This is a genomic window from Aquipseudomonas alcaligenes, from assembly GCF_003205495.1.
Classification (GTDB): Bacteria; Pseudomonadota; Gammaproteobacteria; order Pseudomonadales; family Pseudomonadaceae; genus Aquipseudomonas; species Aquipseudomonas alcaligenes_B.
Genome location: NZ_QJRX01000002.1, coordinates 498,512 through 522,489 on the forward strand (window position 1 = coordinate 498,512; position 23,978 = coordinate 522,489).

General features: G+C 65.3%; 18 protein-coding genes and 1 riboswitch. Of the genes, 12 read left to right on the plus strand and 6 right to left on the minus strand.

Translation table 11 applies throughout. The features are described from left to right. Positions 1-68: 68 nt before the first annotated feature. The 8 genes from dnaE to ispD all read left to right on the plus strand — a co-directional run bounded on the left by dnaE (position 69) and on the right by ispD (position 11,258). The gene (gene dnaE / locus DMO17_RS05075; protein ID WP_110681297.1) at positions 69-3,599 is read left to right on the plus strand and encodes a DNA polymerase III subunit alpha; all 3,531 of its coding nucleotides are present in this window, start codon (positions 69-71) and stop codon (positions 3,597-3,599) included. 277 nt (positions 3,600-3,876) lie between these two features. Next, the gene (locus DMO17_RS05080; protein ID WP_110681299.1) at positions 3,877-4,827 is read left to right on the plus strand and encodes an acetyl-CoA carboxylase carboxyltransferase subunit alpha; all 951 of its coding nucleotides are present in this window, start codon (positions 3,877-3,879) and stop codon (positions 4,825-4,827) included. 59 nt (positions 4,828-4,886) lie between these two features. Further along, positions 4,887-6,203 (plus strand): tRNA lysidine(34) synthetase TilS, encoded by a 1,317-nt coding sequence (tilS, locus tag DMO17_RS05085; protein WP_110681301.1) that lies wholly within the window; start codon positions 4,887-4,889, stop codon positions 6,201-6,203. A gap of 157 nt (positions 6,204-6,360) precedes the next feature. Beyond that, a complete protein-coding gene (locus tag DMO17_RS05090; protein WP_110681303.1) occupies positions 6,361-7,989 on the plus strand; it encodes a CTP synthase in 1,629 nt (542 codons plus the stop codon). A 10-nt stretch (positions 7,990-7,999) separates the two neighbouring features. After that, the gene (kdsA, locus tag DMO17_RS05095; RefSeq protein WP_110681305.1) at positions 8,000-8,845 is read left to right on the plus strand and encodes a 3-deoxy-8-phosphooctulonate synthase; all 846 of its coding nucleotides are present in this window, start codon (positions 8,000-8,002) and stop codon (positions 8,843-8,845) included. A 72-nt stretch (positions 8,846-8,917) separates the two neighbouring features. Continuing rightward, positions 8,918-10,207 carry a phosphopyruvate hydratase gene (eno, locus tag DMO17_RS05100; RefSeq protein ID WP_110681307.1) on the plus strand — a complete coding sequence of 430 codons (1,290 nt, stop codon included), beginning with the start codon at positions 8,918-8,920 and terminating at the stop codon, positions 10,205-10,207. Positions 10,208-10,266: 59 nt separating this feature from the next. Then, entirely contained in the window at positions 10,267-10,551 is a 285-nt protein-coding gene (locus DMO17_RS05105) for a septum formation initiator family protein (protein WP_110681309.1), read from the plus strand. After that, positions 10,548-11,258, plus strand: a complete 711-nt coding sequence (gene ispD, locus DMO17_RS05110) for a 2-C-methyl-D-erythritol 4-phosphate cytidylyltransferase (RefSeq protein ID WP_110681311.1) — start codon at positions 10,548-10,550, stop codon at positions 11,256-11,258. The genes DMO17_RS05105 and ispD overlap by 4 nt, the downstream gene beginning before the upstream one ends. A 31-nt stretch (positions 11,259-11,289) precedes the next feature. Here the strand turns inward: ispD and DMO17_RS20185 are convergent, their stop codons facing one another. After that, the gene (locus DMO17_RS20185) at positions 11,290-13,428 is read right to left on the minus strand and encodes a methyl-accepting chemotaxis protein (protein ID WP_110681313.1); all 2,139 of its coding nucleotides are present in this window, start codon (positions 13,426-13,428) and stop codon (positions 11,290-11,292) included. A gap of 174 nt (positions 13,429-13,602) precedes the next feature. Between DMO17_RS20185 and DMO17_RS05120 the strand changes: the two genes are divergently transcribed. Next, entirely contained in the window at positions 13,603-14,418 is an 816-nt protein-coding gene (locus DMO17_RS05120) for a M48 family metallopeptidase (protein WP_110681315.1), read from the plus strand. Between the two features lie 33 nt (positions 14,419-14,451). Here the strand turns inward: DMO17_RS05120 and DMO17_RS05125 are convergent, their stop codons facing one another. From DMO17_RS05125 to DMO17_RS05140, 4 genes are all read right to left on the minus strand, one after another. Beyond that, positions 14,452-14,895, minus strand: a complete 444-nt coding sequence (locus DMO17_RS05125) for an ester cyclase (protein ID WP_110681317.1) — start codon at positions 14,893-14,895, stop codon at positions 14,452-14,454. Positions 14,896-14,996: 101 nt separating this feature from the next. After that, a complete protein-coding gene (locus DMO17_RS05130) occupies positions 14,997-15,581 on the minus strand; it encodes a TMEM165/GDT1 family protein (RefSeq protein WP_110681319.1) in 585 nt (194 codons plus the stop codon). 89 nt (positions 15,582-15,670) lie between these two features. Continuing rightward, positions 15,671-15,785: riboswitch (yybP-ykoY riboswitch) on the minus strand. Between the two features lie 33 nt (positions 15,786-15,818). Further along, on the minus strand, positions 15,819-16,817 hold the full coding sequence (locus DMO17_RS05135; RefSeq protein WP_110681321.1) for a class I SAM-dependent methyltransferase: 999 nt from the start codon (positions 16,815-16,817) through the stop codon (positions 15,819-15,821). A 33-nt stretch (positions 16,818-16,850) separates the two neighbouring features. Beyond that, on the minus strand, positions 16,851-17,819 hold the full coding sequence (locus tag DMO17_RS05140) for a 2-hydroxyacid dehydrogenase (protein ID WP_110681323.1): 969 nt from the start codon (positions 17,817-17,819) through the stop codon (positions 16,851-16,853). A 67-nt stretch (positions 17,820-17,886) separates the two neighbouring features. Here DMO17_RS05140 and DMO17_RS05145 point away from each other — a divergent pair, with 67 nt between their 5' ends. Continuing rightward, positions 17,887-18,516 carry a LysE family translocator gene (locus DMO17_RS05145; protein ID WP_110681325.1) on the plus strand — a complete coding sequence of 210 codons (630 nt, stop codon included), beginning with the start codon at positions 17,887-17,889 and terminating at the stop codon, positions 18,514-18,516. Positions 18,517-18,570: 54 nt separating this feature from the next. Here the strand turns inward: DMO17_RS05145 and DMO17_RS05150 are convergent, their stop codons facing one another. Then, positions 18,571-19,746 carry a thiolase family protein gene (locus DMO17_RS05150; RefSeq protein WP_110681327.1) on the minus strand — a complete coding sequence of 392 codons (1,176 nt, stop codon included), beginning with the start codon at positions 19,744-19,746 and terminating at the stop codon, positions 18,571-18,573. Between the two features lie 171 nt (positions 19,747-19,917). Here DMO17_RS05150 and DMO17_RS05155 point away from each other — a divergent pair, with 171 nt between their 5' ends. Together DMO17_RS05155 and DMO17_RS05160 are read left to right on the plus strand one after the other, a co-directional pair. Further along, positions 19,918-21,600, plus strand: coding sequence for a fatty acid--CoA ligase (locus DMO17_RS05155; RefSeq protein WP_110681329.1), 1,683 nt, complete (start codon positions 19,918-19,920; stop codon positions 21,598-21,600). A 348-nt stretch (positions 21,601-21,948) separates the two neighbouring features. Continuing rightward, positions 21,949-23,949 carry a DUF1302 domain-containing protein gene (locus DMO17_RS05160; RefSeq protein ID WP_110681331.1) on the plus strand — a complete coding sequence of 667 codons (2,001 nt, stop codon included), beginning with the start codon at positions 21,949-21,951 and terminating at the stop codon, positions 23,947-23,949. Positions 23,950-23,978: the final 29 nt, after the last annotated feature.

Consider the following 23,978-nt stretch of genomic DNA (forward strand, 5'->3'; position numbering starts at 1 on the left):
GCTGATGTTTAAGTCGAGGCCCGGTACAATCCGGGCCTTATCGTTTCTGTGTCACCAACGGGATTGCCATGACCGCCAGCTTCGTCCATCTGCGCCTGCACACCGAGTTCTCCCTGGTCGACGGGCTGGTGCGGGTCAAACCCCTGGTCAAGGCCGTGGCGGCTGCCGGTATGCCGGCCGTGGCCGTCACCGACATGAGCAACATGTGCTCGCTGGTGAAGTTCTACAAGACTGCCATGGGCGCCGGCATCAAGCCGATCTGCGGCGCCGATATCTGGCTGGCCAGCCCGGACGAGGATGGCCCGCTGTCGCGCCTGACCCTGCTGGTGATGAACGCCAAGGGCTACCGCAACCTTACCGAGCTGATTTCCCGTGGCTGGGCCGAGGGCCAGGACAACGGCCTGGTGATCATCCAGCGCGACTGGGTCAAGGAGTCCGCCGAGGGGCTGATCGCCCTGTCCGGCGCGCGCGAGGGCGAGGTCGGCATGGCCTTGCTGGCCGGCGAGGGCGCCCGCGCCGAGGCCTTCCTCAATGAGTGGCTGGCGGTATTCCCCGAGCGCTTCTATCTGGAAGTGCAGCGTACCAACCGCGTCAATGAAGAGGAGCACCTGCACGCGGCCGTCGAGCTGGCCGGGCGCACCGGTGTGCCGCTGGTGGCGACCAACGACGTGCGCTTCCTCAAGCGCGGCGACTTCGAGGCCCACGAGACCCGCGTGTGCATCGGCGAGGGGCGCACCCTCGACGACCCGCGGCGGCCGCGCAACTATTCCGAGGAGCAGTACCTCAAGACCCCGGAAGAGATGGCCGAGCTGTTCGCCGACCTGCCCGAGGCGCTGGAGAACACGGTGGAGATCGCCAAGCGCTGCAACATCGAGGTGCAGCTGGGCAAGTACTTCCTCCCCGACTTCCCAACGCCCAACGGCATGGGCATCGACGACTACCTGCGCCACGCCTCCTTCGAGGGCCTGGAGGAGCGCCTGAAGGTCCTGCTGCCCAGGGACACGCCGGACTACGAGGCGAAGAAGCAGGTCTACGTCGACCGCCTGAACTTCGAGCTCGACATCATCATCCAGATGGGCTTCCCCGGTTACTTCCTCATTGTGATGGACTTCATCCAGTGGGCGAAGAACAACGGCGTGCCGGTCGGCCCGGGCCGGGGTTCGGGCGCCGGCTCGCTGGTGGCCTACGTGCTGAAGATCACCGACCTCGACCCGCTGGCCTATGACCTGCTGTTCGAGCGCTTCCTCAACCCCGAGCGGATTTCCATGCCCGACTTCGACGTCGACTTCTGCATGGACGGCCGCGACCGGGTGATCGACTACGTGGCCGACAAGTACGGGCGCAACGCGGTGAGCCAGATCATCACCTTCGGCTCGATGGCGGCCAAGGCGGTGGTGCGCGACGTGGCGCGGGTGCAGGGCAAGTCCTACGGCCTGGCCGACCGCCTGTCGAAGATGATCCCCTTCGAAGTCGGCATGACCCTGGAGGCCGCCTACGAGCAGGAGGAAGTGCTGCGCGACTTCCTCAAGAGCGACGAGGAGGCCCAGGAGATCTGGGACATGGCGCTCAAGCTAGAAGGCATCGTCCGCGGCACCGGCAAGCACGCCGGTGGTGTGGTGATCGCACCGACCAAGCTCACCGACTTCGCCCCGACCTCCTGCGACGAGGAGGGTGGCGGCCTGGTGACTCAGTTTGACAAGGACGACGTCGAGCAGGCGGGGCTGGTGAAGTTCGACTTCCTCGGCCTGCGCACCCTGACCATCATCAAGTGGGCGATGGAGACCATCCATCGCATCCAGAAGCGCGACGGTGCCGCGGACGAGGAGCTGGTCAACATCGACTTCATCCCGCTGGATGACAAGAAGACCTACGACATGCTGCAGAAGGCGGAGACCACCGCGGTCTTCCAGCTCGAATCGCGCGGCATGAAGGAGCTGATCAAGAAGCTCAAGCCGGACTGCCTGGAAGACATGATCGCACTGGTGGCGCTGTTCCGCCCCGGCCCCCTGCAGTCGGGCATGGTGGACGACTTCATCAACCGCAAGCACGGCCGCGAGGTGATTTCCTACCCGCACCCGGACTACCAGTACCCGGGCCTGGAGCCCGTGCTCAAGCCCACCTACGGCATCATCCTGTACCAGGAACAGGTGATGCAGATCGCCCAGGTGATGGCCGGCTACACCCTCGGCGGCGCGGACATGCTGCGCCGCGCCATGGGCAAGAAGAAGCCCGAGGAGATGGCCAAGCAGCGCGGCGGCTTCATCGAGGGCTGCGCGAAGAACGGCATCGATGCGGAGCTGGCGGGCAACATCTTCGACCTGGTGGAAAAGTTCGCCGGCTACGGCTTCAACAAGTCGCACTCGGCCGCCTATGGCCTGGTCTCCTACCAGACCGCCTGGCTCAAGGCGCACTACCCGGCGCCGTTCATGGCGGCCGTGCTGTCGGCGGATATGCACAACACCGACAAGGTGGTGATCCTCATCGAGGAATGCCGCCACATGAAGCTGCGCATCGACGCGCCGGACGTGAACACCTCGGAGTTCAAGTTCACCGTCAACGACGACGGGCGCATCGTCTACGGCCTGGGGGCGGTCAAGGGGGTGGGCGAGGGGCCGGTGGAGGCCATCGTCGAGTGCCGCGCGGAGGGCGGGCCCTTCAAGGATCTGTTCGACTTCTGCAACCGCGTCGACCTCAAGCGCATCAACAAGCGCACCCTGGAGGCGCTGATCCGCTCCGGCGCGCTGGACCGCCTCGGCCCCTACTACCAGGACGAGCTCAAGGCCTACCAGGCCAGCGTCGACCTCAACCGTGCCGTGCTGCTGGCGGCCATGGAAGAGGCGGTGCAGGCCGCCGAGCAGACCGCGCGCAGCCATGACAGTGGCCACATGGACCTGTTCGGCGGAGTCTTCGCCGAGCCCGAGGCAGACGTCTACGCCAACCATCGCAAGGCGCGCGAGCTGTCGATCAAGGAGCGCCTGAAAGGCGAGAAGGACACCCTCGGCCTGTACCTCACCGGCCACCCGATCGACGAGTACGAGGGCGAGGTGCGCCGCTTCGCCCGCCAGCGCATCGTCGAGCTGCGTGCCGCGCGCGACACCCAGACCATCGCCGGCCTGATCGTCGCCCTGCGGGTGATGAAGAACAAGAAGGGCGACAAGATGGGCTTCATCACCCTGGACGACCGTTCCGGACGGATCGAGGCCTCGCTGTTCGCCGACGCCTTCGCCAGTGCCCAGGCGCTGCTGCAGACCGATGCCCTGGTGGTGGTCGAGGGCGAGGTCAGCAACGACGAGTTCTCCGGCGGCCTGCGCCTGCGCGCCAAACGGGTGATGAGCCTGGAGGAGGCGCGCACCGGCCTGGCCGAGAGCCTGCGCATCCGCGCCCCGCGCGAGGCGCTGGCCGGTGACCGCCTGCGCTGGCTTGGCGAGCTGTTCGCCAAGCACCGCGGCGCCTGCCCGCTGACCCTGGACTACAGCGGCAGCGAGGCCAAGGCCGTGCTGCAGTTCGGCGAGCAGTGGCGCATCGACCCGGCGGACAACCTGATCCAGGCGCTGCGTGACCAGTTCGGCAAAGACAACGTCTTTCTCCAATACCGCTGAGTGGCAGGCCCAGTGCCCTGAATCGGAATTGCGTTCAAGAGTTGGCGAGTGGATTTTGTTGCCAGGCAAGGCGCCGCGACGAGTCATAGCAGAGCTATGGCGAGGAGTGGCAACGCTGTCTGGCGGCAAAAGACGCCGCCAGGATTGAACAGCCAACTTCCGATTCAGGGCACCAGCCCGCCGCGTCGGCCTCGACCATGGGCGCGCTATCCCTTAAGGTAGGCGCCACATGGAACACCGCCCGGCCCACGGGGCCGCCGATGCTAGACGGATGCCTATGAACCCGAACTTCCTCGACTTCGAACAGCCGATCGCCGACCTGCAAGCCAAGATCGAAGAGCTGCGCCTGGTAGGCAACGACAATGCGCTGAACATCAGCGACGAGATTTCCCGGCTGCAGGACAAGAGCAGCGCGCTGACCGAGACCATCTTCGGCAACCTCAGCAGCTGGCAGATCTCGCAGCTGTCGCGCCACCCGCGCCGTCCCTACACCCTCGACTACATCGAGCACATCTTCACCGAGTTCGACGAGCTGCATGGCGACCGCCATTTCTCCGACGACGCCGCCATCGTCGGCGGTACCGCCCGCCTGGACGGCCAGCCGGTGATGGTCATCGGCCACCAGAAGGGCCGCGAGGTGCGCGAGAAGGTGCGCCGCAACTTCGGTATGCCGCGCCCCGAGGGCTACCGCAAGGCCTGCCGTCTGATGGAAATGGCCGAGCGCTTCAAGCTGCCGATCCTCACCTTCATCGACACCCCCGGTGCCTATCCGGGTATCGACGCCGAGGAGCGCAACCAGAGCGAGGCCATCGCCTGGAACCTGCGCGTGATGGCGCGCCTGAAGACCCCGATCATCGCCACCGTGATCGGCGAGGGTGGCTCCGGCGGTGCGCTGGCCATCGGCGTGTGCGATCAGCTGAACATGCTGCAGTACTCCACCTACTCGGTGATCTCGCCGGAAGGCTGCGCCTCGATCCTGTGGAAGACCGCCGAGAAGGCGCCGGACGCGGCCGAGGCCATGGGCATCACCGCCGAGCGTCTGAAGGGCCTGGGCATCGTCGACAAGGTGATCGCCGAACCGCTGGGCGGCGCCCATCGTGATCCGGCGGCCGCCGCCGAGTCGATCCGCCAGGAGCTGGTCGCCCAGCTCAAGAGCCTTCGCAAGCTGGACGATGCCAAGCTGCTGGAGCGCCGCTACGAGCGCCTGATGAGCTACGGCATCGCCTGACGCGTGGCGTGCATCATCTGCAACGGGCCTTCGGGCCCGTTGTTGTTTAAGCTGGCGGCATGACTGCGCTCGAATCCTCTCTGCTCGAATCCCTCCGGCCCTGGCTTGCTGCGCCGGCCTGGCATGTCGCCTTGTCCGGTGGCCTGGATTCGAGCGTGCTGCTGTATCTGCTGGCGCGCCTGCGCGAGCGCGAGACGCTGCCGCCGCTGTCGGCCATCCATGTGCACCATGGCCTGCAGGACGTCGCCGATGGCTGGCCAGCCCATTGCCAGGCGCTGTGCGAGCAGCTGGGCGTACCGCTGCACATCGAGCGGGTGCAGGTTGACGGTGCTGCCAGCCTCGAGCGGGCGGCGCGCGAGGCGCGCTACGCCGCCTTCGCTCGCCGGCTGGGGGAGGGCGAGCTGCTGCTGACCGGCCAGCACCGCGATGACCAGGCCGAGACCCTGCTGCTGCGCCTGCTGCGCGGCGCCGGTGTGCGGGGCCTGGGGGGCATGCCGCCGAGCCGCCGCCTGGGTGCGGGCTGGCTGGTGCGGCCACTGCTCAAGGTAGCCCGCGCGGAACTGGAGTGCTACGCCCGGCACCAGGGCTTGAGCTGGGTCGAGGATCCTTCGAACGCCGACACCCGGCTGGCGCGCAACTTTCTGCGCCGCGAGGTGCTGCCGGCGCTGGCACGCCACTGGCCGCAGGCGGCGGCTAACCTGGCGCGCAGTGCCGAGCACCTGCGCGCGGCCGAACAGCTGCTGGGAGAACTGGCCGAGCTGGACCTGCTGGTGGCGCGCGGTGAAGGTCCTTTCGCCTGGCTGGGGCTGCCCTCATTAGCGCTGGCGCCCCTGCTGCCACTCTCCGAGCAGCGCCAGCGCAATGCCCTGCGGCATTGGCTGGCACCCCTGACGCTGCTGCCGGATACCGAGCACTGGGCGGGTTGGCATGCCCTGCGCGATGCCGGCGTCGATGCCGTCCCGCTCTGGCGCCTGGCCGGTGGCGAGTTGAGGCGCGCCGACGGACGGTTATGGTGGTTGTCCGGGGAATGGCTGCGACAGCCACCACTGCTTGCCGCCTGGGGTGAGCCGACGCAGCCGCTGCAATTGCCGGGCAATGGTGTCGTGCAATTGACCGGAACCCTACCGGCCGGGCCGCTGCGCCTGGCTTATCGTGCGGGGGGCGAGGTGATGGCGCTGCCGGGGCGCGGACATCGCGATCTCAAGCGCCTGCTCAATGAGCGTGCAGTACCGGCTTTCGTGCGTGGCCGCCTGCCGCTGCTGTATCGCGACGACGAGCTGCTGGCGGTGGCGAACCTGCCCGGGCTGGACGGTTCGCAGCATGGCGCCTGGCAGTTGCACTGGCGCCCGCCGACCAGCGCACAAGGTTTGAGCTGATAGACCCTTTCCGGTAGACTACGCTCCCGTCTTGTTACTGCTTCTGTGGGCTCCCTCGGAACCCGCAGTGCATTGCTTATTTCAGGTTGGCCACGGCCTTCCTGCGCTCTTACCCCGGCGGCGCTGACCGCTTGAACGCAGACTTCTAGGATTTTTCATGACGCGCTACATCTTCGTCACGGGCGGTGTTGTTTCTTCATTGGGGAAAGGCATCGCCTCGGCTTCCTTGGCGGCCATCCTGGAGGCGCGTGGCCTGAAGGTCACCATGCTCAAGCTGGACCCCTACATCAACGTCGACCCGGGCACCATGAGCCCGTTCCAGCACGGTGAGGTGTTCGTCACCCACGACGGCGCCGAGACCGACCTGGACCTGGGCCACTACGAGCGGTTCATCCGCACCACCATGACCCAGGACAACAACTTCACCACCGGCCGCGTCTACGAGCACGTGCTGCGCAAGGAGCGCCGTGGCGACTACCTGGGTGCCACCATCCAGGTGATCCCGCACATCACCGACGAGATCAAGCGTCGCGTGATCAAGGGCGCCGGCGACGCCGACGTGGCCATGGTCGAGGTCGGCGGCACCGTGGGTGACATCGAGTCCCAGCCGTTCCTCGAGGCGGCCCGCCAGCTGCGCGTGGAACTGGGCGCCAAGCGCGCCATGTTCATGCACCTGACCCTGGTGCCGTACATCGCTACCGCCGGCGAGACCAAGACCAAGCCGACCCAGCACTCGGTCAAGGAACTGCGCTCCATCGGCGTGCAGCCGGACGTGCTGATCTGCCGCTCCGACCACGAGATCGACCTGGCTTCGCGGCGCAAGATCGCCCTGTTTACCAACGTCGAAGAGCGCGCGGTCATCGCCCTGGAAGACGTCGACACCATCTATCGCATTCCCTCGGTGCTGCATGCCCAGGGCCTGGACGACATCGTCGTCGAGCGCTTCGGCCTGCAGTGTCAGCCGGCCGACCTCTCCGAGTGGGATCGCGTGGTTGACGCCAAGCTGCATCCGGAGAAGGAAGTCACCATCGCCATGGTCGGCAAGTACATGGAGCTGCTGGACGCCTACAAGTCGCTGATCGAGGCGATGGGGCACGCCGGCATCCAGAACCGCACCAAGGTCAACCTGCGCTACATCGACTCCGAGGAGATCGAGAACGAAGGCACCGCCAAGCTGGAGGGTGTCGACGCCATCCTGGTGCCGGGCGGCTTCGGCCTGCGTGGCGTGGAAGGCAAGATCAAGGCCGTGCAGTACGCCCGCGAGAACAAGATTCCCTACCTGGGCATCTGCCTGGGCATGCAGGTGGCGGTCATCGAATACGCCCGCAACGTGCTGGGCTGGAGCGACGCCAACTCCACCGAGTTCACCCAGACCAGCAGCCACCCGGTGGTCGGCCTGATCACCGAATGGCAGGACGCCGCCGGTAGCGTCGAGGTGCGCAGCGACAGCTCCGACCTGGGTGGCACCATGCGCCTGGGCGCCCAGGACTGCCAGCTGATGGCCGGCTCCACCGTGCGCGAGTGCTATGGCAAGGATGTGATCGTCGAGCGCCACCGCCATCGCTACGAGGTGAACAACAACCTGCTGCCGCAGCTGGAAGCCGCCGGGCTCAAGGTCAGCGGGCGTTCCGCTGACGGCGCCCTGGTCGAGGTGGTCGAGGCCCCGGGTCATCCGTGGTTCGTCGCCTGCCAGTTCCACCCGGAATTCACCTCCACCCCGCGCGATGGTCACCCGCTGTTCAGCGGCTTCGTCAAGGCCGCGCTGAAACAAGCCGGCAAGGCATAAGGACAGGATCATGGCTCAGAAGATCATCAAGGTCGGCGGCATCGAGATCGCCAACGACAAGCCGTTCGTCCTGTTCGGCGGCATCAACGTGCTGGAATCGCGCGACCTGGCCATGCAGGCCTGCGAGGAGTACGTGCGGGTGACCGAGAAACTCGGCATCCCCTACGTGTTCAAGGCCAGCTTCGACAAGGCCAACCGTTCCTCCATCACCTCCTTCCGCGGCCCGGGCCTGGAAGAGGGCATGAAGATCTTCGAGGAAGTGAAGAAGACCTTCGGCGTGCCGGTGATCACCGATGTGCACGAGCCCTACCAGGCCGCCCCGGTGGGCGAGGTCTGCGACATCATTCAGCTGCCGGCCTTCCTCTCGCGGCAGACCGATCTGGTGGTGGCCATGGCCAAGACCGGCGCCGTGATCAATATCAAGAAGGCCCAGTTCCTTGCCCCGCAGGAGATGAAGCACATCCTCAAGAAGTGCGAGGAGGCCGGCAACGACCAGCTGATCCTCTGCGAGCGCGGCTCCTCCTTCGGTTACAACAATCTGGTGGTGGACATGCTCGGCTTCGGCATCATGAAGTCCTTCGAGTACCCGGTGTTCTTCGACGTCACCCACGCCCTGCAGATGCCGGGCGGGCGCGCCGACTCCGCCGGCGGTCGCCGTGCCCAGGTCACCGACCTGGCCAAGGCCGGCATGAGCCAGGGCCTGGCCGGTCTGTTCCTCGAGGCCCATCCGGACCCGGACAACGCCAAGTGCGACGGCCCCTGTGCGCTGCGCCTGAACAAACTGGAGCCCTTCCTCACCCAGCTCAAGCAGCTGGATGACCTGGTGAAGAGTTTCCCGCCGATCGAGACTGCCTGATTCGGCAATTCTCCGGTAAAGTGCGCGCCCGTTGGCCGTACCCTTACGTAAACATTTGGAGTGCTATACGCGATGGCAAAAATTGTCGACATCAAAGGCCGTGAGGTTCTCGACTCCCGTGGCAACCCCACCGTAGAAGCCGATGTGATCCTCGAAGGCGGCATCATCGGCAGCGCCTGCGCGCCGTCCGGTGCCTCCACCGGTTCGCGCGAAGCGCTGGAACTGCGTGATGGCGACAAGAGCCGCTACCTGGGCAAGGGCGTGCTGAAGGCCGTGGCCAACATCAACGGCCCGATCCGCGACCTGCTGCTGGGCAAGGACGCGGCCGATCAGAAGGCTCTGGACCGCGCTATGATCGAGCTGGACGGTACCGAGAACAAGGCCAAGCTGGGCGCCAACGCCATCCTCGCCGTGTCCCTAGCCGCCGCTAAGGCCGCTGCCCAGGCCAAGGGCGTGCCGCTGTATGCGCACATCGCCGACCTCAACGGCACCCCGGGCGTCTACTCCATGCCGGTGCCGATGATGAACATCATCAACGGCGGCGAGCACGCCGACAACAACGTCGATATCCAGGAGTTCATGGTCCAGCCGGTTGGCGCCAAGAACTTTGCTGACGCCCTGCGCATGGGCGCCGAGATCTTCCATCACCTGAAGGCCGTGCTGAAGGCCCGTGGCCTGAACACCGCCGTGGGTGACGAGGGCGGCTTCGCGCCGAACCTGGCTTCCAACGAAGACGCCCTGGCCGCCATCGCCGAGGCCGTGGCCAACGCCGGCTACAAGCTGGGCACCGACATCACTCTGGCTCTGGACTGCGCTTCCTCCGAGTTCTTCAAGGACGGTCAGTACGACCTGGCCGGCGAAGGCAAGGTATTCAACGCCGAAGGCTTCGCCGACTACCTGGCCGGCCTGACCCAGCGCTACCCGATCATCTCCATCGAAGACGGCATGGACGAGTCCGACTGGGCTGGCTGGAAAGTCCTGACCGACAAGATCGGCGAGAAGGTCCAACTGGTCGGCGACGACCTGTTCGTCACCAACACCAAGATCCTCAAGCGCGGCATCGAAGAGAAGATCGGCAACTCGATCCTGATCAAGTTCAACCAGATCGGCTCGCTGACCGAGACCCTGGAAGCCATCCAGATGGCCAAGGCCGCCGGTTTCACCGCAGTGATCTCGCACCGCAGTGGCGAGACCGAGGACAGCACCATCGCCGACCTCGCCGTCGGCACCGCCGCTGGCCAGATCAAGACCGGCTCCCTGTGCCGTTCCGATCGCGTGTCCAAGTACAACCAGCTGCTGCGTATCGAAGAGCAGCTGGGCGGAAAGGCGCCGTACCGCGGCCGTTCTGAGTTCCGCGGCTAAGCCGGGAATGGTAAAAGGGCAGCGCAAGCTGCCCTTTTTGTATGGATACTCGTGTCCCCATGTCTAACAAAGCGCCTTACTGGCTGTTCGTTGCGCTCGTGCTGGTCCTGGCCGGCCTGCAGTACCGTCTGTGGGTGGGCGAGGGCAGCCTGGCTCAGGTCGCCGAGCTGCAGCGCGAGATCGATGAGCAGAAGGGTGAGAACGAGCGCCTGCTCGAGCGCAACCGCATCCTCGAAGCCGAGGTGCTGGAGCTGAAGAAAGGCATGGAGACCGTGGAGGAGCGTGCTCGCCACGAGTTGGGCATGGTCAAAGAGGGCGAGACCCTCTATCAGCTGGCCGAATGAACCAGCACGAACTTCCCGCCTTCTGGGTGGTGATTCCCGCCGCCGGCATCGGCTCGCGCATGCGCGCCGACCGTCCCAAGCAGTACCTGCAGCTGGCCGGGCGGACCATCCTTGAACACACCCTCGACTGTTTTCTCGATCATCCGCGCCTCAAGGGCCTGGTACTCAGCCTGGCGGCGGACGACCCCTTCTGGGCGGCGCTGCCCTGTGCCCGCGATCCGCGCATCCTGCGCGCCGAAGGTGGCGCCGAGCGAGCCGATTCGGTGCTGGCCGGCCTGCTGTGTCTGCTTGAGCTGGGTGCGCAGCCGGATGACTGGGTGCTGGTGCACGACGCGGCGCGGCCCAACCTGGCGCGCAGTGATCTCGACCTGCTGCTGGCCGAGCTGGCCGACGACCCGGTCGGTGGCCTGCTCGCGGTGCCGGCGCGCGATACCCTCAAGCGTGTCGGCGCCGATGGTCGGGTCGCCGAGACGGTGGATCGCAGTCTGATCTGGCAGGCCTACACGCCGCAGATGTTCCGCTTCGCCGCCCTGCACCATGCTCTGGCCGATGCCCTGGTGGCCGGCGCGGCCATCACCGACGAGGCCTCGGCCCTGGAGTGGGCCGGTCAGGCGCCGAAGCTGGTAGAGGGACGGGCGGACAACTTGAAGATCACCCGCCCGGAAGACCTGGAATGGCTGCGCCAGCGCTGGGCGCACAAGCACTGAAGGTGGCGGGGCAGTGCGCCCCGCCGGCGGATTACACCCTGAACTGATTGATCAGCCGCCGCTGCTGCTCAGCCAGCTTGGTCAGCTCGGCACTGGCCTGGCTGGCTTCGTCGGCGCCACCGGCCACCTCGGCGGCCACCTGGCCGATGTTGGTGACGTTGCGGTTGATGTCCTCGGCCACCGCGCTCTGTTCCTCGGCGGCGCTGGCAATCTGGGTGTTCATGTCGTTGATCACCGACACCGCCTGGGTGATGTTCTCCAGTGCACTGGCCGCGGCCTCTGCCTGCTGCACGCTGTCGTCGGTGCGTGCCTGGCTCTGCTCCATCACGTTCACCACTTCGCGGGTGCCGTGCTGCAGCTGCTGGATCATGCTCTGGATTTCCTCGGTGGCCTGCTGGGTCTTCTGTGCCAGGTTGCGCACCTCGTCGGCCACCACGGCGAAGCCGCGGCCCTGCTCGCCGGCCCGCGCGGCCTCGATGGCGGCGTTGAGGGCGAGCAGGTTGGTCTGCTCGGCGATGCCGCGGATCGCCACCAGGATGGCATTGATGTTCTCGCTGTCCTTGGCCAGGGTCTGCACCACACCCACGGCGCGGCCGATCTCGCCGGCCAGGGCGGAAATGGCCTTGGCGGTGCCCTCGACGATGCGCTTGCCGTCGTTGGCCGAGCGGTCGGCGTGGCTGGCCGCCTCGGCCGCCTGGGTGGCGTTGCGCGCCACGTCCTGGGCGGTGGCGGTCATCTCGTGCACGGCGGTAGCGACCTGGTCGATCTCCGCCATCTGCCGTTGCACGCCCTGGTTGGTGCGGATGGCGATGTCGGCGGTGTGTTCGGAGGAGTCGCTGACCTTCTGTACCGAGGTGACCACGTCGCGGATCATGTTCTGCAGCTTGTTGAGGAAGGTGTTGAAGCCGCCGGCGATCTGTCCCAACTCGTCGGCGCGGTCCACCTGCAGGCGTACGGTGAGGTCGCCGTCACCCTTGGCGATGTCGTCGAGCATGCCGACCATCTGTTTCAGTGGGCGGGCGATGCCGTAGCCGACGAACCAGATCACCAGCAGGCCCAGTGCTGCTACCAGCAGGCCGACCAGGGCCATGCCGAAGGTATCCTCGTTGGCCTGGGTTGCCAGCTCGCCCTGCAGCTGGCGCAGCTCGGCCAGCACCGCCGCGGTGGGCAGTTCGATGGCCAGGGTCCAGCGGGTTTCGGTACCGGCCACGCGGAAGGGCAGCAGCAGCTGGATCTGCTCGCGCTCCTCGTTCAGCTTGAGGATGGGCGCGTCGCTGCTGCTCTGCTTGAGCTGCTGCAGCAGCTCGGCATCCAGCGCCTTCTCGGCGGGCTGGGTGATCAGGCTGGCGTCCTTGGTGGCGGCGATCAGGTTGCCGTTGGCGGAGATCAGCGCCAGTTCGCCCGCGCCGGAATAGAGGCCCTGCTTGGCCTGGTTGAGCAGGTCCTGGATGAAGTTCAGGGCCAGGTCGTTGCCGACTATGCCCTTGAACTGGCCGTCGACCATGATCGGCGCGTTGAAGGAGGCGACCAGCACCTGCTTGCCACCGAAGTCATAGGCGGCCGGGTCGATCACGCAGGGCTTGCCGGTTTCCTTGGGGCACAGGTAGTACTCGCCGGTGCGCACGCCGGTCGGCTGGCGCTCCTGGCTCTCCATCTGCTCGATGGTCAGCGGCTCGCGCTTGAGTTGGCCGCCGTCGCGGTACCACCAGGGCATGAAGCGGCCGGTCGCATCGTAGCCGTTGTCCTTCTGCCCGGCGTAGAGGTCGTCATCCTGGTCAAAGGCGTTGGCTTCCCAGCCGATGTACAGGTCGATCAGGTCGGGGTTGTCCTTGAGGTATTCGCCGAGCAGTGCCGACAGCTCTTCGCGACTCATGCCCAGTACCGTGCCATCGGGCAGGCTCTGGCCGAGGCGGCTGTTCAGCGTGGCGATCGACTTGGCCAGCAGCATGGGCGCCTCGAACTGGCGTTGCAGGCTACCGACCTGGGCTTCCGCCAGGGCCATTAGGCGCTGGTTGATGGTGCCCTGCAGCAGGCTCTGGGTGCGCTCCTGCACCAGATCCTGGGTGCGTGCCCCGGCGAACACGGCATACAGCACCAGTGCCACGACCACGGCCAGAATGCTGGCTCCGGCCAGGAAGGCCACGGAGAACTGGATGGACTTGAATCGCATAGGGACTCCACATCATCGGGTTACACCTGTCCCTGGCTTATCGGCTGGCCACCACAAAAGCATGAGTGCTCTTGCAACTAGCAAAGATGCTCGCCGGTCATAGTGCAAGCGGGAGCATTGCCCCGCCAGCAGCGGCGCCCTAGCATACGGCGCCTGTTTATCCGGAGGATTGCTATGCACAGCCTGTTTCGCCTGACCGCCCTGGCCAGCCTTTCCCTGCTGGCGGCCTGTCAGGCCGTGAATACCACCAGCGGCGGCGCGGTGGGGGTGGAGCGCAAGCAGTACATGTTCAGCATGTTGTCCACCCAGGAAGTCAACCAGATGTACGCCCAGTCGTACCAGCAGACCCTCAGCCAGGCCGCCAGCCAGGGCGTGCTGGACAAGAGCAGCAAGAACGCGCGGCGGGTCGATGCCATTGCCAGGCGCCTGATCGCCCAGGCCCCGGTGTTCCGGGCCGACGCCGCGCAGTGGGACTGGCAAGTCAACCTGATCGACAGTCCCGAACTCAACGCCAACTGCGGCCCGGGCGGCAAGATCATCGTCTACAGCGGCCTGATCGAGAAACTGCAGCTGACCGATGCCGAGATCGCCGCGGTGATGGGCCACGAGATCGCCCATGCCCTGCGCGAGCACAGCCGCGAGGCGATGTCCAAGGCCTATGGCATCGAGCTGGCCAAGCAGGGGGCTGGCGCCCTGCTGGGGCTGGGGGAGGGCGGTACCGCCCTGGCCGACGCGGCGGTGCAATACGGCATGATGCTGCCCAACAGCCGTGCCAACGAGAACGAGGCGGACATCATCGGCCTGGAGCTGTCGGCGCGTGCCGGCTATGACCCGAATGCGGCGATCAGCCTGTGGCAGAAGATGAGCCGTGCCGGCGGCGGCGCCCCGCCGGAGTTCATGAGCACCCATCCGTCATCGGGCAGTCGCATCGAGGCGTTGCGGGCGGCCATCCCCAGGGTGATGCCGCTCTACGAGCAGGCCAGGCAGTAACGAATAACGGCGCCCTCGGGCGCCGTTGTCGTGTCAGGGCAGGGCCTTCTCGGCGAAGGGGCGGGTTTCCAGGCCGAGCTGGGCGCGGAAGCTTTCCATGTCGAACATGGTGCAGATCTCGCGGATGTCGCCCGAGGGTGTCAGGGTCCAGAAGGCCATGGCGGAGATGCTCAGCACCTTGTCGCTGGGCGGATAGCCCAGGGCCGGCTTCTCGATGGTGCCGATCAGCGTGCTCCAGGTCACCACCTTGTAGCCTTCGGCGATGCACTCCTCGACCACCACCTCCATGTCCGGCATGGCGCTGCGGATGTCCTGCACCATCTGCACGAAGGCCGAGCTGCTCAGCGGGCGGCCGATGAACGAACTCTTGTAGAGGAAATCGGGGCTGTGCATCTGCTCGGCCAGGGCCAGGCGGCCCTTGTTCCAAGTCAGATCGATGTGCTGGCGCACGCGTTTCTTCATCTCTTCCTGTGACATCTACTGCTCCTTCGGTTGGTACTGCGCAATCCCTTGCACAGATTACCAGCCAAATCCGCTGCCGCTGTAGTCGCGCGTTTCGACTGCCGCGCGGCCTGCGGTCACAGCCCGCCGGCCAGCCCCAGCGCCTGAGCGGCTGCGTAGAGTGCCAGGGCGGCGAAGGCCAGGGCGGCGAGGCGACGAATGAGCGTCAGTGGCAGACGATCGGCGGCGAAGTGGCTGGCCAGTACCACCGGCACGTTGGCGATCAGCATGCCCAGGGTCGTGCCCAGTACCACCATGACGAAATGCGGGTACTGAGCGGCCAGCATCACGGTGGCGACCTGGGTCTTGTCGCCCATCTCGGCCAGGAAGAAGGCGATCAGGGTGGTGAGGAAGGGGCCGAAACGCTTGAGGTGGGACTCCTCGTCTTCGTCCAGCTTGTCCGGAATCAGCGTCCATACCGCCACGGCGGCGAAGCAGGCGGCGAGTATCCAGCTCAGGGTGGTGGCCGAGAAGAAGCCGGCGACCCAGTTGCCCACGGCACCGGCGGCGAAGTGGTTGGCCAGGGTGGCGAGCACTATGCCCCAGATGATCGGCCAGGGGCGGCGGAAGCGGGCGGCGAGGAGCAGGGCGAGCAGTTGCGTCTTGTCGCCGATTTCGGCGAGGGCGACGATTCCGGTGGGGACCAGCAGGGATTCCAGCATCAGGCGTTCCTAAGGGGCGGGTTTGACTGTGCTATGACACGTACTACCTCCCCGCCCCGGGTTGAGGTGTGCGTGTCATAGGTCTTGTCAAACCCCAGGCCGCGCGGGCCTTGGGTCGCATGCGCCATGCTCTGCGGAGCAAGTGTGTTGACGCATGCCGGGTGAGCTGGCGCTCACGGGAGACTACTCCCCTAGGACGGGGCGCATTCTGCCCAAACCGACAGCATGCGGCAAGCCTCAGCGCCGAATGGCGCGGTAGATGCGAAAGCCCTCGGCATCCTTGAGGGTCTGGCAGGGGCCCAGATGCTGCTCGATCAGCGGCGGGTATTTGAGGAAGCTGTTGGCCACCAGGCGCAGCTCGCCGCCCTTGTCCAGATGGCGGCTTGCCTGGCGCAGCAGCTGCTCGCTGGCCTGGTAGTCGGTGTGCACGCCCGTATGGAAGGGCGGATTGCTGACGATGGCGGCCAGGCCCGTGGGCGCTGCGTCGATGCCGTCGCCGGCGATCACCTCGGCCTCCAGGCCGTTGGCGGCCAGGGTCAGGCGGCTGCTCTCGACGGCGAAGGCGTCGACATCGAGCAGCGTGAGCCGGCTCTGCGGATAGCGGCGCTTGAGCACGGCGCCGAGCACCCCGGCGCCGCAGCCGAAGTCGAGCAGATGGCCCTGCGGCAGGCCGTCCAGCTGCTCCAGCAGCAGGGCGCTGCCGCGATCCAGGCGGCCGTGGCTGAACACCCCGGGCAGGCTGATGACCTGCAGCGGGCCGTCGGCCAGGGGCAGCTCGAAGCGCTGCGCCAGGGCCTGCAGGTCGGGTGCTGGCGGCGCGTAGTCCACCATCACCTGCCACAGCTGGCAGTGCCTGGCGCTGTCCAGCTTGCGCGGCTTGCCATAGGCGGCCAGCTGCTTGGCGGCGCGCTCGATGCCGCCGCGCTTCTCGCCGACCAGGTACAGCTCGCCGCCGGCCAGGCGCGCGGCCAGGGCCTGCAGCAGGTAGTCGGTGAGTTCGCGCGACTTGGGCAGGAACAGCACGGCGCTATCGAACGCCGCATCGGGAGCCCGAGTGCCGAACCGGCTGCGCCCGCTGAAGCGCGCCTCCAGCGCATTCTGCTCGCCGGCATGCCAGCTCCAGCCATGGGCGCGCGGCAGCTGGCCGAGCAGGTCGTCGGCCGGCAGGCCGGCCAGCAGGAGATCGCCCTGGAACAGCTCTGCCTGGCGCAGCAGCACCTCGCTTCGTGGGTCCATGGCGATCTCCGGGCTAGCAAAAGGGCGCGTAGTTTACCCGTTGACCACCCGCATGGGAGCGCCGGCGAAGAAGGCCGTGGCGTTCTCCGCCAGTTGCCCGACGATGCGCTGGCGCGCCTCACGACTGCCCCAAGCGTTGTGCGGGGTGATGATCAGGCGCGGGATGTCGGTGGCCAGCAGCGGGTTGCCGTGGCGTGGTGGCTCCTCGCTGAGCACGTCGAACGCTGCGCCGCCCAGGTGGCCGGTGCGCAGGGCGTCGGCCAGCGCCTGCTCGTCGACCAGGCCGCCACGGGCGGTGTTGAGCAGCAGGGCGTGCGGCTTCATCAGCGCCAGTTCGGCGGCGCCGATCAGGTGGCGGGTCTGCTCGGTCAGCGGGCAGTGCAGGCTGAGGGCATCGACCTGCGGCAGCAACTCAGCGAGCGGCAGGCGGTCGGCGCGGCTAGGTCGGCCGGGCAGGGCGCCATACAGCACGCGCATCCCCAGGGCCTCGGCGAGGCGGGCAAAGGCGCCGCCCAGCTCGCCATGGCCGAGGATGCCGAGGGTCTTGCCCTCCAGCTCGATGATCGGGAAGTCGAGCAGGCAGAACTGGCTGGCGCGCTGCCAGGCGCCGGCGCGGACCGCCGCCTGGTAGTCGGGCAGGCGGGTGGCCAGGGCGAGCAGCAGCATCAGCGCGTGCTGGGCCACCGAGGCGGTGCCGTAGCCCTGGCAGTTGGCTACCGTGATGCCACGCTCGCGGGCGGCGGCCAGGTCGATGTTGTTGGTGCCGGTGGCGGAGACCAGGATCAGCTTGAGCTCGGGGCAGTTGTCTAGGGCGGCGGCGTCCAGGCGCACCTTGTTGCTGATTGCCACCTCGGCGCCCTGCAGGCGTTCGACGACCTGTTCGCCGGTCGTTGCGGGGTGCAGGGCCAGCTCGCCGAAGACCTGGCGCAGCGGCGCCAGGTCGAGATCGCCGAGGTCGAGGGAGGCGTGGTCGAGGAAGACGGCGCGGGCGCAGTTGCTCATCAGCTGTACCTGTTTCGGGTCAATGGACTGGCGTAAGGTTGCCAGATTCCCATCCTCTGGAGGTGCTATGTACTGGGCGGAATTTCTCACCGTGGCGCTGATCCACCTGCTGGCCGTGGCCAGCCCGGGGCCGGATTTTGCCATCGTCGTGCGCGAGAGCGTGGCCCATGGTCGGCGCGCCGGCACCTGGACGGCAGTCGGGGTCGGCACCGGCATCTTCGTGCATGTGGCCTACTCGCTGCTCGGCATCGGCCTGATCGTGTCGCAGTCCATCGTGCTGTTCAACGCGCTGAAGTGGCTGGCCGCAGCCTACCTGTTCTACATCGGCATCAAGGCCCTGCGCGCCAAGCCGGCGGCGCCGGGCAGCCTGGAAGTGGCCGGCGATGGCATCGAGCGTTCGCCGCGCGCGGCATTCTTGACCGGTTTCGTCACCAACGGCTTGAACCCCAAGGCCACGCTGTTCTTCCTCTCGCTGTTCACCGTGGTGATCAACCCGCACACGCCGCTGGCGGTGCAGGCCGGCTACGGCGTCTACCTGGCCTTCGCCACGGCGCTGTGGTTCTGCCTGGTGGCACTGCTGTTCAGCCAGCGCCGGGTGCGCGCCGGCTTCGCCCGCTTGGGCCACTGGTTCGACCGGCTGATGGGCGCGGTGCTGGTGGGGCTGGGCGTCAAGCTGGCCTTTACCGAGCTTCGATAAAGAGTCGCCCATGAAAAAGCCCCGCCTAGGCGGGGCTTTTTCGTTGCGCAGTGCTTAAAGCAGCTCGATGGCCACGGCGGTCGCTTCGCCGCCACCGATGCACAGCGACGCCACGCCGCGCTTGCCGCCCTTCTTCTGCAGGGCGTTGATCAGGGTGACGATCAGGCGCGAGCCGGTGGAGCCGACCGGGTGACCCTGGGCGCAGGCGCCGCCATAGACGTTGACCTTGGCGTGATCCAGGCCGTGCTCGCGCATGGCCAGCATGGTGACCATGGCGAAGGCCTCGTTGATCTCGTACAGGTCGACGTCGTCCTTGCTCCAGCCGGTCTTCTTGAACAGGTTGCTCATGGCGCCGATCGGCGCGATGGTGAACTCGCTCGGGTCCTGGCTCTGGGTGGCGTGGGCGACGATCTTCGCCAGCGGCTTGAGGCCACGCTTGTCGGCTTCCTCGGCGGTCATCAGCACCAGGGCGCTGGCGCCGTCGGAGATCGAGCTGGCGTTGGCGGCGGTGATGGTGCCGTCCTTCTTGAACGCCGGCTTGAGGGTCGGAATCTTGTCCAGGTTGGCGGTCAGCGGTTGTTCGTCATCCTTCACCACCACCTCGCCCTTGCGGCTGGTGACGGTGACCGGGACGATCTCGCTGGCCAGCTCGCCGCTCTGGATGGCGGCCTGGGCGCGCTTCAGCGATTCGATGGCGTAGGCGTCCATCTCCTCGCGGGTGATGCCGTACTTGTCGGCGGTCTCCTGGGCGAAGGAGCCCATCAGGCGGCCGGTGCGGGCGTCTTCCAGGCCGTCGAAGAACATGTGGTCCTTGATCTCGCCATGGCCCATGCGCAGGCCGGTGCGGGCCTTCTCGACGATGTAGGGCGCGTTGGACATGCTTTCCATACCGCCGGCGACCATCACCTCGTTGCTGCCGGCCTTGAGCGCGTCGAAGGCCTGCATCACGGCCTTCATGCCGGAGCCGCACAGCTTGTTGATCGTGGTGCAGCCGGTGGCCGCCGGCAGGCCGGCGCCCAGCGAGGCCTGGCGGGCCGGGCCCTGCTTGAGGCCGGCGGGCAGTACGCAGCCCATGATCACTTCCTGCACATCGGCGGGCTGGATACCGGCACGGGCCACGGCCTCGCGGATGGCGATGGCGCCAAGCTCCACGGCAGGCACGCTGGACAGGCTGCCCTGGAAGCCACCCATGGGGGTGCGGGCGCCGCTGACGATGACGATATCGGACATCGGTATTACCTCTGAAGAGTGAAGCCGGAACGGCAGGGACAAGTCGATTCTACTGCGTGACCGGTAATGGCCAAAGAGTCACCGGAAAAATCATTCTTTGGGTGGATTAAGTCGGAGGCAGAGCGGTTCTAGATTGGCGCCGAAGAATAACTCCAAGTACAGGTTACCGACATGCTGCAGACCCGAGTCATCCCGCCAGCCGCCAATGCCAACCAGGCTCCGCTGCTGATCAAGCGCTTGCTGCTCTCCGGCAGCCGTTACGAGAAGACCCGCGAGATCGTCTACCGCGACCAGCTGCGCTACAGCTACGCCACCTTCAACGAGCGCGTGGCGCGCCTGGCCAACGTGCTGAGCGCGGCCGGGGTCAAGGCCGGCGATACCGTGGCGGTGATGGACTGGGACAGCCACCGCTACCTGGAGTGCATGTTCGCCATTCCGATGATCGGCGCGGTGCTGCACACCATCAACATCCGCCTGTCCGCCGACCAGATCCTCTACACCATGAATCACGCCGTGGACAAATTCGTCCTGGTCAACAGCGAGTTCGTGCCGCTGTACAAGGGCATCGAAGCCCAGCTGACCACGGTGGAGAAGACCATCCTGCTCACTGATGGCGCCGAGAAGAGCGCCGAGCTGCCCAATCTGGTCGGCGAGTACGAGAGCCTGCTGGCCGCCGCCAGCACGAAGTATGACTTCCAGGACTTCGACGAGAACTCGGTGGCCACCACCTTCTACACCACCGGCACCACCGGCAACCCCAAGGGCGTGTACTTCACCCACCGCCAGCTGGTGCTGCATACCCTGGCCGAGGCCAGCGTGCTGGGTAGCCTGGACAGCGTGCGCCTGCTCGGTACCGACGACGTATACATGCCGATCACGCCGATGTTCCACGTGCACGCCTGGGGCATCCCCTACGTGGCCACCATGCTCGGCATCAAGCAGGTCTATCCTGGTCGCTACGAGCCGGACATGCTGTGCCGGCTGATTCGCGAGGAGAAGGTGACCTTCTCGCACTGCGTGCCGACCATCCTGCAGATGATGCTCAACGCGCCCAGCGCTCAAGGCTATGACTTCGCCGGGCTCAAGGTGATCATCGGCGGCAGCGCGCTGAATCGCGCCCTCTACGAGGCGGCCAAGGCCCGCGGCATCCAGCTGACGGCGGCCTATGGCATGTCCGAGACCTGCCCGCTGATCTCCTGCGCGCATATCAATGAAGAACTCAAGGCCGGCAGCGAGGACGAGCGCGTCACCTACCGGATCAAGGCCGGTGTGCCGGTGCCGCTGGTGGAGGCCGCGCTCATGGGGGCGGACGGTCAGCTGCTACCCGCCGATGGCGAAACCCAGGGCGAGCTGGTGCTGCGCGCGCCCTGGCTGACAATGGGCTACTTCAACGAGCCGCAGAAGAGCGCCGAACTGTGGGAGCACGGCTGGCTGCACACCGGTGACGTGGCAACCCTGGATGATTTCGGTTTCATCGACATCCGCGACCGCATCAAGGATGTGATCAAGACCGGTGGCGAATGGCTGTCGTCGCTGGAACTGGAAGACCTGATCAGCCGCCATCCGGCCGTGCGCGAGGTGGCGGTGGTAGGGGTCCCCGATCCGCAATGGGGCGAGCGTCCCTTCGCCCTGCTGGTGCTGCGCGAGGGGCAGGCGCTGGATGCCAAGGGGCTGAAGGAGCATCTCATCCCCTTCGTCGAGCTGGGCCACATCAACAAGTGGGCGATACCCAGCCAGATCGCGCTTGTTACCGATATTCCCAAAACCAGTGTGGGCAAGCTGGATAAGAAACGAATTCGTCTTGATATCGCCCAGTGGCAGGCGGCGGGCAGCGCGTTCCTGTCCACGCTCTGATAGCGTTCTAGCCGGCTTCTGCGATGTGCTGAAAAGTGATTTGCCTGTCTGCAAGTCCCCGTCGTTGCTAGGGTGATGCTCGTAAGGCTTGTGATTTACTTCAGGGGCATTGGGGGGGGCGTGATGGTGGATGAGCCCCACCTGCAGATGACTGCGGGGATATTGGTCTCAAACGAGCGTTTGGCTTGTTAATTGCTTTGTTGGGTCAAGTTCGGTGGGTGGGACGTTCGTGACCCGCCGGTCTAGAGAGGTTGGGGGCTGGAAATCACACTTTCGGGGGATCAAGCCTCGGGGGGGCGTGGCTATAGTCCGCAGCATCCATAACAAAAAACACATGGAGTAGCGTCGATGACAAAAACCAAACCCTTCTGGCGTCTGGCCAAGCTGCCGCTGGCAGTCAGCCTTGCCTCCACCCTCGCTGCCCCGGCTTATGCCGTGTCTTTCAATATCGGTGAGATCGAAGGTCAGCTGGATTCTTCTCTGTCTGTGGGTGCCAGCTGGTCGATGCGCGGTGCCGACCCTGACCTGATCGGTGTGAATAACGGCGGTGACGGCCTTTCCCAGACCTCCGACGACAGCCATTTGAACTTCAAGAAGGGTGAGACCTTCTCCAAGATCTTCAAGGGTATTCACGATCTTGAGCTCAAGTACGGCGATACCGGTGTATTTGTTCGTGGCAAATACTGGTATGACTTCGAACTGAAGGATGAGAGCCGTCTGTTCAAGGATATCGACGACTCCAATCGCAAAGAGGGTGCCCAGTCCTCCGGCGCCGAGATTCTTGACGCCTTCGTTTATCACAACTATGCGATTGCTGATCAGCCGGGTTCCGTGCGTCTCGGTAAGCAGGTGGTGAGCTGGGGTGAAAGTACCTTCATCCAGAATAGTATCAACGCCATTAACCCGGTCGATGCAGCTGCCTTTCGTCGCCCTGGTGCCGAGATCAAGGAAGGTCTGATCCCGGTCAATATGTTTTATGTGTCGCAGAGCCTGACCGATAATCTCTCTGCCGAAGCGTTTTATCAGCTTGAGTGGGATCAGACAGTTACAGATAACTGCGGCACCTTCTTCGCGCAGCCTGACATTGTTGCCGACGGTTGTGATAGCAACCTTGCCGTGCTTCGTAGCGAAACTTCCTTGCGCAATACTCTGGCCCCGCTTGGTGTGGCTCTGACTAATGCACAGATTGCTGCTTTGAATGCTCTGGGTACTGACTGGGGTTCTCCGGACGAAGGTGTCATCGTACGTCGCTCTGGTGACAAGGACGCTCGTGACAGCGGGCAGTTCGGTGTTGCTCTTCGTTATTTCTTTGAGCCGCTGGATACAGAGTTTGGCGGCTATTTCATGAACTACCACAGTCGTACGCCGATCTTTAGCGGCCAGTCCGGCAGTGTTGCCGATTATGCCGCAATCCGAAATTACATTCTTGCGGGTCCTGGTGGCGGTGGCTTGACGGCCACTCGTGCCAGTCTGGCTTCCTTGGCAGCAGCTGGTTCTGGCAGCTACTTCATGGAATATCCCGAGGATATCCGCCTGTATGGTTTGAGTTTCTCGACCACTCTACCGACAGGTACTGCCTGGGCTGGCGAGTTGAGCTATCGTCCGAATGCTCCGGTGCAGCTCAATACCACTGATGTGCTCTATGCGGGTCTCAAGCCTCTGGGGCAATTGGCGACTGTCGGTCCGGGCTATGTGGCCAGTGGCATCAATAATGTCTCGCTGCTGGATGCTACGGCAGGGTCTACTGCCAATGGATACCGCCGCAAGGAAATCACGCAGTTCCAGACCACCCTCACTCACTTCTTCGATCAGGTCATGGGCGCTAGCCGCTTGACTCTGGTTGGTGAGATCGGTGTGGTGCATGTCGGCGGCCTGGAGAACTCCGATGAGCTTCGCTATGGTCGCGACCCCATCTACGGTCCGGGCCCGCTTCCTGGCAACTATGACGTCAATGGCGCTGCAACCCCGGGTGGAGTTTTCCCCGCATGTACTGGCCTGAACGTTTCGACCCTTGGTAGTGCGAACGCCGAAAACGTTAGTAAGTACTGTGAGGACGATGGCTTTGTGACAACCACCGCATGGGGCTATCGCGCTCGAGCTATCTGGGACTACCCGGATGTATTCGCCGGTGTGAACCTGCGTCCGAGCGTTGCTTGGTCGCATGACGTGAATGGTTATGGTCCCAATGGCTTGTTCACCGAGGGTGCCAAGGCCGTCAGCCTGGGTCTGGATGCCGAGTACCAGAACACCTACACCGCCAGCCTGTCTTACACCGATTTCTTTGGTGGTAAGTACAACACGGCTGTTGATCGTGACTTCCTCGCCTTCAGCGTGGGCGTGAGCTTCTAAGCGCAGAACAAGAATAAGGATGACTATGC